At 33.8% G+C, this 11,944-nt stretch carries 12 protein-coding genes; 5 read left to right on the top strand and 7 right to left on the bottom strand.

Annotated features, from left to right (window positions below):
* The first annotated feature begins 121 nt into the window (after positions 1–121).
* Complete coding sequence (locus Q0951_RS04270; protein ID WP_299334685.1) at positions 122–877, top strand: CDP-alcohol phosphatidyltransferase family protein; 756 nt, start codon at positions 122–124, stop codon at positions 875–877.
* 10 nt (positions 878–887) lie between these two features.
* Positions 888–1,721 (top strand): tellurium resistance protein TerC, encoded by an 834-nt coding sequence (locus Q0951_RS04265; RefSeq protein WP_299334683.1) that lies wholly within the window; start codon positions 888–890, stop codon positions 1,719–1,721.
* Positions 1,722–2,149: 428 nt separating this feature from the next.
* Here the strand turns inward: Q0951_RS04265 and lptB are convergent, their stop codons facing one another.
* The 4 genes from lptB to Q0951_RS04245 all read right to left on the bottom strand — a co-directional run bounded on the left by lptB (position 2,150) and on the right by Q0951_RS04245 (position 5,088).
* Entirely contained in the window at positions 2,150–2,893 is a 744-nt protein-coding gene (gene lptB, locus Q0951_RS04260) for an LPS export ABC transporter ATP-binding protein (RefSeq protein WP_299334681.1), read from the bottom strand.
* Between the two features lie 62 nt (positions 2,894–2,955).
* Positions 2,956–3,303 carry a carboxymuconolactone decarboxylase family protein gene (locus Q0951_RS04255; protein ID WP_299334679.1) on the bottom strand — a complete coding sequence of 116 codons (348 nt, stop codon included), beginning with the start codon at positions 3,301–3,303 and terminating at the stop codon, positions 2,956–2,958.
* On the bottom strand, positions 3,296–4,123 hold the full coding sequence (gene tatC, locus Q0951_RS04250; RefSeq protein ID WP_299334677.1) for a twin-arginine translocase subunit TatC: 828 nt from the start codon (positions 4,121–4,123) through the stop codon (positions 3,296–3,298). The genes Q0951_RS04255 and tatC overlap by 8 nt, the downstream gene beginning before the upstream one ends.
* Complete coding sequence (locus Q0951_RS04245; RefSeq protein WP_299334675.1) at positions 4,123–5,088, bottom strand: KpsF/GutQ family sugar-phosphate isomerase; 966 nt, start codon at positions 5,086–5,088, stop codon at positions 4,123–4,125. Before Q0951_RS04245 ends, tatC begins: the two co-directional genes overlap by 1 nt.
* A gap of 86 nt (positions 5,089–5,174) precedes the next feature.
* Here Q0951_RS04245 and recQ point away from each other — a divergent pair, with 86 nt between their 5' ends.
* A complete protein-coding gene (gene recQ, locus Q0951_RS04240) occupies positions 5,175–7,376 on the top strand; it encodes a DNA helicase RecQ (protein ID WP_299334673.1) in 2,202 nt (733 codons plus the stop codon).
* Between the two features lie 6 nt (positions 7,377–7,382).
* Here the strand turns inward: recQ and Q0951_RS04235 are convergent, their stop codons facing one another.
* Positions 7,383–7,892 carry a hypothetical protein gene (locus Q0951_RS04235; protein ID WP_299334671.1) on the bottom strand — a complete coding sequence of 170 codons (510 nt, stop codon included), beginning with the start codon at positions 7,890–7,892 and terminating at the stop codon, positions 7,383–7,385.
* A 47-nt stretch (positions 7,893–7,939) separates the two neighbouring features.
* Here Q0951_RS04235 and Q0951_RS04230 point away from each other — a divergent pair, with 47 nt between their 5' ends.
* The gene (locus tag Q0951_RS04230) at positions 7,940–8,872 is read left to right on the top strand and encodes a peptidylprolyl isomerase (RefSeq protein ID WP_299334669.1); all 933 of its coding nucleotides are present in this window, start codon (positions 7,940–7,942) and stop codon (positions 8,870–8,872) included.
* 85 nt (positions 8,873–8,957) lie between these two features.
* Here Q0951_RS04230 and Q0951_RS04225 read toward each other — a convergent pair whose 3' ends face one another.
* The gene (locus Q0951_RS04225) at positions 8,958–9,338 is read right to left on the bottom strand and encodes a hypothetical protein (protein WP_299334655.1); all 381 of its coding nucleotides are present in this window, start codon (positions 9,336–9,338) and stop codon (positions 8,958–8,960) included.
* Between the two features lie 309 nt (positions 9,339–9,647).
* On the opposite strand from Q0951_RS04225, the gene Q0951_RS04220 reads away from it, so the two are divergent.
* Entirely contained in the window at positions 9,648–10,076 is a 429-nt protein-coding gene (locus Q0951_RS04220) for a hypothetical protein (protein WP_299334652.1), read from the top strand.
* A 58-nt stretch (positions 10,077–10,134) separates the two neighbouring features.
* Here Q0951_RS04220 and Q0951_RS04215 read toward each other — a convergent pair whose 3' ends face one another.
* On the bottom strand, positions 10,135–11,937 hold the full coding sequence (locus tag Q0951_RS04215) for a serine hydrolase (RefSeq protein ID WP_299334649.1): 1,803 nt from the start codon (positions 11,935–11,937) through the stop codon (positions 10,135–10,137).
* Positions 11,938–11,944: the final 7 nt, after the last annotated feature.

Raw genomic sequence — 11,944 nt, 5'->3', positions numbered from 1 at the left:
GCAAAATTTTTTTACAAAGATGCACAATATTTTCCATCTATTAAACTGTAAATCGAGCTAGATATTGTACTTCACTTGCATTAGTCGTAAATAGTTTGCTATTTTTACACAAATCTTATGCATGTCTGTAAAAAAGTACATTCCAAATTTTGTAACCCTCTTAAATTTATTCTGCGGAAGTATTGCAGTTGTATTTGCTGTTCATAATAATTTCATTGCTACATCTGTCTTTGTGTTTGTTGGTATTTTCTTTGACTTCTTTGATGGATTATTGGCGAGACAGCTTAATGTTCAAAGTGAGTTAGGTGTTCAGTTAGATTCTCTAGCAGATATGGTTACAAGCGGATTAGTGCCAGGAATTGTTATGTATAAGCTTATTTCCTTGAGTATTAATGCTCCGGAAGTGGTCACTCAAAACGATTGGAATTCGGGTTTTAGTTTTTCAGATTTGAATATTGTGCCTTTAGCTCTTGTTGGTCTTTTTATCACATTGGCTTCAGCCTATCGTTTGGCAAAATTTAATATTGATGAAGACCAGCAATCTTATTTCAAAGGATTGCCAACACCAGCAAACACATTGCTTATTTTGTCTCTGCCTTTAATCATAGAATTTCAAAATAGCAATATGGCGTCATCCTTGATTTTGAACCAATGGTTTTTAATTGCTATAACACTATTGAGTTGCTATTTACTTAATTCTAATATTAAACTTTTTGCTTTGAAGTTTAAAAATTATGGCTTTTCAAATAACACATATAGATATGTGCTCATTATATCAACAATCATCTTATTATTGCTATTTCATTTTATAGCCATACCTATTATTATTTTACTTTACATTATGCTTTCAATTATAGATAACTTAACGACTAAATAACTAATTACACATGTTAGAAAATATTTTCACGCTGTTAATGCTTGTCATGCTGCAAGCTGTTTTGGGATTTGATAATTTGCTTTACATTTCCTTAGAATCTAAAAAAGCACCTCAGGACGATCAAAAGCGCGTACGAAAATTAGGGATCTTAATTGCTATTGTTTTAAGGATTGTATTGTTGTTTGTACTTGTCTCAATTATCGACTTTTTTCAGGAACCATTTTCGTTTCTAACAGGAAAAGTCGAAGACGTTTTTGACTTTGCATTCAATGGGCACAGTATCATTGTATTATTAGGAGGTTCTTTTATTATTTATACAGCCATCAAAGAAATATGGCATATGATTGGTAGTCCTGATCTGGATCATGACGTTGATAATGGATCAAAACGCCGAAAGTCTGCAAATGCTGCAATTACAAGTATTGTTATTATGAATTTGGTTTTTTCTTTTGATTCAATTCTTGCTGCTATTGGACTAACAAGTGATATTGAAAACTCTACCACAGCATTTGTTATTATGGCTATTGCTATTGTGGCTAGTGGGTTGTTGATGTTACTCTTAGCTGACAGGATTTCTGCTTTCTTAGCTAAAAACAGAATGTATGAAGTACTTGGGCTTTTCATTTTATTCATAGTTGGTATTATGTTGGTTACCGAAGGCGGACATTTGGCACATTTAAAAATCTTCGGAAATGAGATTGTTCCAATGAGTAAAACAACATTCTATTTTGTGATTGCCATTTTAGTGATTACAGATATTGTACAAGGCCGTTATCAAAAGAAACTAATTGCCGAACAAGAAAAGAGTGTTGAAAGTATGGAAACTAAAGATCAAAACGCATAGTATCTAATATAATGTAAATGAAACTAATTTGAGAGTTGTTGAAATCGTACTAGGCATACTAGTCCTGATTATAGGTGCCAGAATATTCCACTTCACCTATTATAGAATAAAAAGTACCGATCGTATGATCAAGCTTTATATTGGAGTCCTGTGTCTAATTGTTATTGGATTAGCACTAATTATTAATGGGTTTCAGTAAAGTAAATATGTAATCAGGTGAATAATTGAAAATATTACTAGCACAACTAAATACGTAATGAGTAATAATGCATTAAAGTAAATATAGCTGGTAACACAACCTTTGTTTTTGACTTTTTCAGTGTAAATAGAAGTTTTGACTAGCTTTTTATGGAGAAAATAGGCTAAAACAAAAAGGAGTGGAATGATGTAAAGTGAAAACCAGTCAGTCTGAAAAATATCATTCAAAGTTAAAATTCTAATTTCTTTTTTCTAAGTTCAAAATTCTGACCTAAATACACTTTACGTACCATTTCGTCACTGGCAAGTTCTTCGGGTTTACCAGCTTTAAGAATACTACCTTCAAACATCAAATAGGTTCTATCTGTAATGGCTAGAGTTTCCTGTACATTATGATCGGTTATGAGAATACCAATATTCTTTTTAGTAAGTTGAGCAATAATACGTTGGATATCCTCTACGGCAACAGGGTCAACACCAGCAAAGGGTTCATCCAAGAGAATAAAATCTGGATCTGTAGCCAATGCACGAGCAATTTCTGTTCGACGACGTTCACCACCTGAGAGTAAGTCGCCTCTATTTTTTCTAATATGACCTAGACTAAACTCATCAATAAGCGATTCCATTTTGTCCTGTTGCTGCTTTTTGCTGAGCTTGGTCATCTGAAGCACACTCAATATGTTATCTTCAATACTTAATTTTCTAAATACCGAAGCTTCCTGAGCAAGGTAACCAATACCATTTTGAGCTCGCTTATACATTGGAAATGTAGTGATTTCAGTATTATCGAGATAGATATTACCACCATTAGGTTTTATGAGTCCAACAATCATGTAAAACGAGGTGGTTTTACCTGCTCCATTGGGTCCAAGTAAACCAACGATTTCTCCTTGGTTAACTTCCAAAGACACGTCTTTAACAACTTTTCGTCCACTATAGGACTTCATTAAATTGTCGGCTCTTAATTTCTTCATAGCTGTGTAATAAATGCTAAAATAGCAAATTCAAAATGACTCGCTTTTAGTTTATTATAAGTTTAACGCTCTTGTTCCAGAGCATCCCAATACTCATAAGCCTTTCGCAAATGCGGAATAACAATCGTACCACCAATTAACGTGGCTATACTTAGTGCTTCAACAACTTCTTCCTTTTTTAACCCAATCTCATAGCTGGCTTGCAGGTGGTACTTTACACAATCATCACAGCGTAATACAGTAGAAGCCACAAGACCTAGAAGTTCTTTGGTTCTTTTGTCAAGAGTACCCTCAGTAAATGCGTTAGTATCGAGATTAAATATACGTTTGATAATTTTATTGTTATCAGCAAGGATAGCATCGTTCATTTTAGAACGGTATGCATTAAAATCGGAAACAATATCAGACATGGGCTTTTTGTTTTTTATTTTGGTTTTTAACTACCACTTTAGAGATATAAATACTGATTTGGTATAAGATCAAAATTGGAATGGCAACAATAATTTGACTTGCCAGATCTGGAGGTGTAATGATTGCTGAAAGGATAAGTACGATAACCAAAGCGAATTTTCGATACTTCTTCATGATCTTTGGTGTCACGAGTCCTATTTTTGTTAAAAAATAAATCACTATTGGCAATTCAAATACAAAACCTGAAGCCAAAGCAGCAGATCTTATTAATGAGATATAAGAACTAATTTGAAATTGATTTTCAATATCAGGACTAATACTGTAATTGGCTAAAAAATTGATAGATAAAGGTGTAACGATATAATATCCAAATAGTACACCAATAAAGAACAATAAAGACATGATAATAATAAAACCTCTTGAGTGTTTTCGTTCATTTGGATGTAATCCCGGACTTATAAAGCTCCAAAACTGATAGATGATATATGGAAAGGCTACTATAAAACCAGTATAAATAGATGTCCAGATATCTGCTGAAAATTGTGCAGACATTTCCAAACTTTGAATTTTGAATGGAAATTCTGCAGCACAGAATGTAGTATCGTTTATTCCTATATATTCAGAAGCCTGACACAACCATTTATAGGTTGGGAAGTCCATTTGCTTTGGCGCAAAAATGATATATTTAAAAATAGCTTTACTAAATATAAAGGCTACTGTAGCACATATAAGTACAGACAGTGTAGCTCTAATTAAATGCCATCTTAAGTCTTCGAGATGGTCTAGAAACGACATCTCATCAGTATTGTTTTTACTCATTATATAATACCTTCTTTAATGAGATCATGAATATGAATAACACCAGCATAGTCTCCATTTTTTTCAACTAGTAACTGCGAAATACCATGCTCTTCCATTAATTCCATAGCATCAACAGCCATAGCATCCTCATCAATTCGTTTAGGATTACTACTCATGATATCCTTGGCAGTTAAATGCAAAAATTCATCACTTTTAGTCAACATACGCCTCAAATCGCCATCAGTGATAATTCCCGAAATTTTATTATTATCAAGAACAGCTGCTACACCTAACATTTTTTCGGAAATTTCAACAATCACATCTTTTGCTGAGGTATTGAGATGAACCTTAGGTTTTTCATTTTGAGATGAAAGGTCACTTACGCGTAAATACAGTCGTTTACCTAATGCACCACCAGGATGATATTTTGCAAAATCTTTACTGGAAAATCCTCTAAGCTCTAGGAGGCAAACTGCTAGCGCATCACCCATGACTAATTGGGCTGTTGTACTCGTTGTAGGTGCTAAATTATTTGGACATGCTTCTTGGGCGACGTAGGCATTAAGAATAAAATCGGCTTGCTGCGCTAAAAATGAAGAGTCATTACCAGTAATGGCTATCATCTTATTTTTAGCATTCTTTATTAACGGAACTAAAACTTTAATTTCTGGAGTATTTCCACTTTTAGAAATACAGATCACTACATCATCCTCTAAGATTAAGCCTAGATCACCATGTATTGCATCTGCAGCATGCATAAAAATAGCTGGAGTCCCAGTAGAATTAAGTGTGGCTACAATTTTATTAGCAATGATGGCACTTTTACCAATACCAGTAATAATTACCCTGCCTTTAGAGTTATATATCAATGAAACTGCATTTGCAAAATCATCAGTTAGTAAGTGGCTTAAATTGGCAATAGCATCACGTTCTAAATCTATAGTTTTTCTTGCGGTTTCTAAGATAGATTGAATACTGTTCAAAATTAATTTTTTTTGAGTTTGATGGGTATAAAGAAATTGTTATCTTTAGTCTTATGCAAATGTATCAAAAATACTAATAGGGATTAATGAGTGTAAAAGAAATTGATATACATTCTGCACTAAAACAATACTTCGGATTTTCAAAATTTAAAGGACTTCAAGAAAGTGTTATTAAAAGTGTTGTTGAAGGTGAGGATGTATTTGTTATTATGCCTACAGGAGGCGGAAAATCATTATGTTACCAACTTCCTGCTTTAATAAAAGAGGGTACAGCAATTATAGTTTCACCATTAATTGCTTTAATGAAAAATCAAGTGGATGCCATTAGAGGCGTTTCAAATGAAGAAGGAGTTGCTCATGTTTTGAACTCTTCACTTAACAAAACTGAAGTCAAACGCGTTAAAGAGGACATCACAAATGGTGTTACAAAACTACTATATGTAGCACCAGAATCGCTAACAAAAGAAGAGCACGTCGAGTTTTTAAGAACGGTTACCATTTCATTTATGGCTGTAGATGAAGCACATTGTATTAGTGAATGGGGCCATGATTTCAGACCCGAATACAGAAATTTACGTCATATCATTAAACGTATAGGCGATAATATTCCAATCATTGGATTAACAGCTACTGCAACACCAAAAGTGCAGGAAGATATACTAAAGAGTCTAGATATACCTAATGCCAAAACCTTCAAAGCATCATTTAATAGACCAAATCTGTATTATGAGATTCGTCCTAAAACCAAAAATGTTGATGCTGATATTATTCGGTTTATAAAGAAGAACGAGGGGAAATCAGGAATTGTATACTGTTTAAGTAGAAAACGTGTAGAAGAATTAGCTCAGGTATTACAAGTTAATGGAATCAAGGCTGTACCGTATCACGCAGGTTTAGACCCTAAAACGAGAGTAAAACATCAGGATATGTTTCTTATGGAAGATTGTGATGTGGTCGTTGCTACTATTGCCTTCGGAATGGGAATTGATAAACCCGATGTTCGTTTTGTTATTCATCATGATATTCCTAAAAGTATAGAAAGCTATTATCAGGAAACTGGTCGCGCAGGACGGGATGGTGGCGAAGGTCATTGTCTGGCATATTATGCTTATAAAGACATTGAAAAACTCGAAAAATTCATGTCTGGTAAGCCAGTTGCTGAGCAAGAAATCGGACAAGCATTATTGCAAGAAGTTGTTGCATTTGCTGAAAGTTCTATTTCCAGACGAAAGTTCATACTTCATTATTTTGGTGAAGAATTCGATAATGCTACTGGAGAAGGGGGTGATATGGATGATAATGTTCGAAACCCTAAAAAACAACATGAAGCTCAAAAAGAGGTTAGTGTTTTATTAGAAACCGTTCAGAGGACCAATGAAAAGTATAAATCTAAAGATTTGGTTCAGGTTCTCGTTGGAAATACCAATGCATTGATATCCTCTCATAAAACCGATACTCTACCATTCTTCGGCGTTGGTAAAGATCAAGACAAACGTTACTGGATGGCACTTATACGTCAGGTTTTGGTAGCTGGTTATTTAAAAAAGGACATTGAAACCTATGGTGTTTTAAGATTGTCTGATTCTGGTCGTGACTTTATAAAATCTCCTGAATCTTTTATGATGACCGAAGATCACGTCTTTGATGAAGGAAGTGATGATAATATTATTACTGCTGCTAAAGGAGGAGGAGCTGTTGCTGATGAAGCTTTAATGAAAATGCTTAAAGATCTTAGAAAGCAAAATGCTAAGAACTTAGGCGTGCCGCCATTTGTAATCTTTCAAGACCCTTCACTAGAAGATATGGCTCTTAAATATCCAATTACTTTAGAGGAATTGAGTAATGTTCATGGTGTTGGAGATGGAAAAGCTAAAAAGTATGGTAAAGATTTTGTAGCCTTGATTGCACAGTATGTTGAGGATAATGATATTGTAAGACCAGATGATTTTGTAGTTAAAAGTACAGGATCTAATTCTGCTATTAAATTATATATCATTCAGAATGTAGACCGAAAATTACCACTCACAGATATTGCATCCTCAAAAGGAATGTCTATGCCAGATTTTATTAAGGAAATGGAGGCCATAGTGTATTCTGGAACCAAACTCAATATTGATTATTGGTTAGAAGATATCCTTGATGAAGACCAACAGGAAGAGATTCATGATTATTTTATGGAATCTGAAACCGATAAAATAGACGTAGCTATCGAAGAATTTGATGGTGATTATGATGATGAAGAACTACGATTATATCGCATTAAATTTATAAGTGAAGTAGCTAATTAATTTGTTTTACTCATTAGCTGCTATAGCTGTATTGAATACAATTTCTTGTTTTTTGCAATTTAAAACTAACTGATTTGGTTGGTGTTGAGTGATTTTTGTAGCATCATTCTCTTCAATTTGAAAGTCTATTTTTGTAATACTTCGACCTTTAATATCTGTAGGGTCAGATTCAAATTCAACCGATTCTGAGTTCAATTCTAAGTTGTAGTTTTTACCTGTAACCTTTAATTGACCTCCTTTTTTGGTTTTAACTTTGAAAGTTCCAACTATAACAGTTTGAAATGAATAATAACCACCAAGTTCGTTCAAACCTGCATATAATACATTCTCTTCGGAAATAGCAAAAGGATCATGTTCAATATCTTGAATGATAGCCTCAGTAGTATCTAAAGTGGCTTTCTTATCAATGGATTTAGAATTTCCGAAAGCAGATTTTAATTTGGTAATAAAACTCATGGCAATGTTATTTTCGGCAAAGCTAACCTTATGTGATTCAAATTCCAAATTCTGCTTCACTTCTAATAGAGTTTGTTATCTTTGCACCTCAATTAAAATACAATACAATGCAAGACGGTTTATACGCAAAATTTAATACAACAAAAGGCGAAATATTAGTCGCTTTAGAATATCAAAAAACACCAGGAACTGTTGGTAATTTCGTTGCTTTAGCTGAAGGAAATTTAGAAAATGCAGTAAAGCCTCAGGGAACTCCTTATTATGACGGATTAAAATTTCACAGAGTAATTCCTGATTTTATGATTCAAGGCGGTTGTCCTCAGGGAACTGGAACAGGAAATCCTGGGTATAAATTTGATGATGAATTTCATCCAGATCTAAAACACGATGCACCAGGAGTATTGTCTATGGCAAATGCTGGACCAGGAACAAATGGAAGCCAGTTCTTTATCACACATGTTGAGACACCATGGTTAGACAATAACCATACAGTTTTTGGAAAAGTGATTGAAGGACAAGATGTTGTAGATGCTATTGCACAAGGTGATGAAATAGAAACATTAGAAATTGTAAGAGTAGGAGCTGACGCCGAAAAATTTAATGCTGTTGAAGCCTTTAGAGTTTTTGAAGGTGCGAGAGAGGCAAGAGTTGCTGCTGAACGTGATGCTGCAAGAGCTGAATTAGATAAACTTGCTGCTGGTTTTGATGAAACAAAAAGCGGATTGCGCTACCAGATCATCCAAAAAGGAGATGGAAAAGCTGCGGAAGCTGGAAAAATGGTGTCTGTACATTATAAAGGGCAATTAGCAGATGGAACTGTTTTTGACTCGTCTTACAAAAGAAATGCACCTCTTGATTTTCAAGTTGGTGTCGGACAAGTAATTCCTGGATGGGATGAAGGGATATGTTTGTTAAACGTAGGTGATAAAGCACGATTGGTTATTCCTAGTGACTTGGCTTATGGTGCTGCTGGTGCAGGAGGCGTTATTCCTCCAAATGCTACCTTAGTATTTGATGTAGAATTGATGGACGTAAAGTAAGCAGAATTCTAATTTTTCTGAATCTGATATCATAAAAAAAGCACCACTACTGGTGCTTTTTTTATGTAGAGATGTGATATTTAGTTTAATCGTTCTTGTAGGTTAAATTGACTATGAGTTCAGCAGTTTTTTTATTAAAAGTAACTCTGTAAGTTGAATTATCATTGTCATTTTCTTTGACATATATGCTGTCTTTAAGCTCAAAATCATTTCTGGATATGTAGCGGTCTAGATCGAGTTGATTTGTATCTATGATAAACTTGGATACTTTTGTATTGTCTTTACACTCACAATCTGTCGATTTTACTTTTGGAATATCTACTCCTGTTCTTAATTCAATATTATCAATATTATATAATTCACAGGATTTAGTATTATAAATCTGTCTTCCGAAGAGATGAAGCGCACCATATAACATGAGGAAAATAAATGCTAAAAGTGAAACTATTGTGAGTAATTTTTTCATTGTTGGTTGATTTTTTTATATGAAACGTATGATTTTATGGATTATTACAGATTTCAGATAGAATAGGCAGATACAAAGGTTAAGATGGACAAACATGACCATTAATTGTCGTGATTTGTGCCAGTTCATCGAAATTATTTACTTTAATTATGTTTTTTTATCTATTTTGAAACTTTAATAAAGTGACTCAAACTAAATTACTGTGTCTCAATGAATCAGGACCTTATGGTTTTAAGTGTATATTAAATATCTAACAAACCTGCCAAATTTTATTTTATTTGTTTGATTAAATAATTTTATATTACATACATGATTAGTGTAAAACATTCTGCTTTATTTGATGACGTGTTAAAAGAATTCAATTACGATTATGGTAGTGTTTTCGTTTTTGACGGATATGTCATTTCTGAAATTAATCAAGGGATTACATTTACTTGGGAACATCACGCTAAGCAGATTGTTGAGGATGTTACGTCTTTTTTAGAAACCGACGGAAATGATATTATTTATATTTCACACAGAATCAACTCTTATGCTGTAAAACCTAACGATTGGTTGAAGTTTTTTACGCATAGTTACAGCTTGAAAGGTTATGGCGTCGTTGGATATACGCAAGGGAGTCTTCTCAATACAATGATAGAAAATCTATTTTTTAGTAAAAAAATTAAACGTTTCAATAGCCTTGATGCCGCAGTGCAATGGGCAACAAATAAAGTTTTAGCTGATATGGAACATTAAAAAAAGCACTTTAAAAAAGTGCTTTTCTCATCAGTAATGTAATATATATGCTATTAATTTATTCTTTCTTTCTCGTAGCCGTAAAAATACCATTAGGTTGTATGGCTTTTAGTTGGTTGATTTGTCCATCTTCAGATTCTAAAAATTCTACTTTAAATCCATCTAATGCTTTAAACGAAAACTTGTGTTTTGCGGTTGCGACCAATTCGTATTCTGGTTGACCAGCAACAAATAAATAAAGCGTCTCTTCTTTTGTATACACTTTAATCTCTGTTCCTGCCAATTCATAAGCTCCAGTATATGATTCAAGTGTTTTAGTATCAACGTCAATCGTATTAGGTGTACGATCAAATGTGATCGCATCCACTGTAGGCTCAATACTTATTTTTGCTTCGGAAATATCACCAGCATCATTAGTATTAAAGGTGATTTTAAGCGATTGTCCAATACCTGTTGTGTCGACTTTTCCATCTACAACATCTATGAGTTCAAATGTGTCATAGTGAAAATGGTGCAGGTACTGTCTTTTGGTATTTAACTGTGTAAACATAGTGTCATTTTCTACAATAACCTCAAATTTGCCATAGCCCTTATTTTCGTATGAGCCTGTATAATCTTGCTTAATATGTGATGGCTTTGTATTTTTTACATTTGCAGTTTTCGAATCGTTTTTAGCGTCTTCTTGAGCTTTTTTACTTTTCTCAAGGTTTTCTGCATAACGACCTACCCAATCCGTTCGTTCTTCATCTAACATACGATCTGCTATAGTATTTCTAGCAAGTGACGGAACAGAAGACCCATTTTGGTTAGCCAAAACAACAATGCCTATATTATCTGTTGGGTAAAAAGCAACACTAGCTGAAAAACCATCAATATTGCCACCATGTTCAACACGATAATGTCCTTTATAAGATTGCATCATCCAACCATATCCATAACTTGAAAAGTGAATATCTGGAAATTTTTCATCTGGAACGCCTCCACCCATAACCATTTGCGCACTCATGGCTTCCTTTATATAATTTTCAGAAAGGATTTGCTCGTCATTAAATTTTCCGTTTTGCAACCACAGTGTAATCCATTTGCTCATGTCATTTACACTACTGTTAATACTTCCAGCAGGAGACATCGCAGCAATATCGTAATAATCCATTTTACGTATTGAGCCATTTTCCTTGAGCTCATATCCAAATGCAGCATTTGAACTTGCTTTCATTTCGGCAATGGTAGCATTTGATCGGTTCATTCCTAAGGGTTTGAAGAAGTGGTCTCTAATATTATCTTCCCAGCTTTTACCAGTAATCTTTTCAGCTATAACTCCTTGAATTAAAAATCCGAAATTGTTATAATACCATTGTTGTCTTATGCCTGTAAAGGGTTCTTGATATTTTAATCGCATAATTAAACTGTCTTTGTCATGGGTTGGAAAAAAGTACCACGACCCATCATGTCTTGGTATACCAGAACTATGTCGCATAAGATCTTTAATGATCAAATTGTTATTAAGATCATTATTGTAAAACTCTAATTCTGGAATATATTTTCTGGGATTATCGTCAAAAGATAATTTGTCATCCTCTCTAAGTAAACCTAGAATAGAAGAAGTGAATGCTTTTGTTGATGACCCAATAGCAAATAGTGTGTTGGCATCGGCAGGAACTTTATTTTCATAATCTCTATAACCAAATCCTTTTGCATAAATTATCTTATCGCCTTCTACTACAGCTACAGCAAAACCTGCAGCATTAGTGGTTTCAAGAATTTTGTTGAGTTCTTTATCAATGCCTTTAAGACGTTTGTCTTGGGCATCAACAGTAGTGCAGATTAATAAACTAAAGAGAGCTAAAGCTAATGTTTTCATTGTATCA

The sequence above is a fragment of the uncultured Psychroserpens sp. genome, assembly GCF_947501425.1.
Classification (GTDB): domain Bacteria; phylum Bacteroidota; class Bacteroidia; order Flavobacteriales; family Flavobacteriaceae; genus Psychroserpens.
This window is presented reverse-complemented; position numbering and strand designations above follow the sequence as displayed.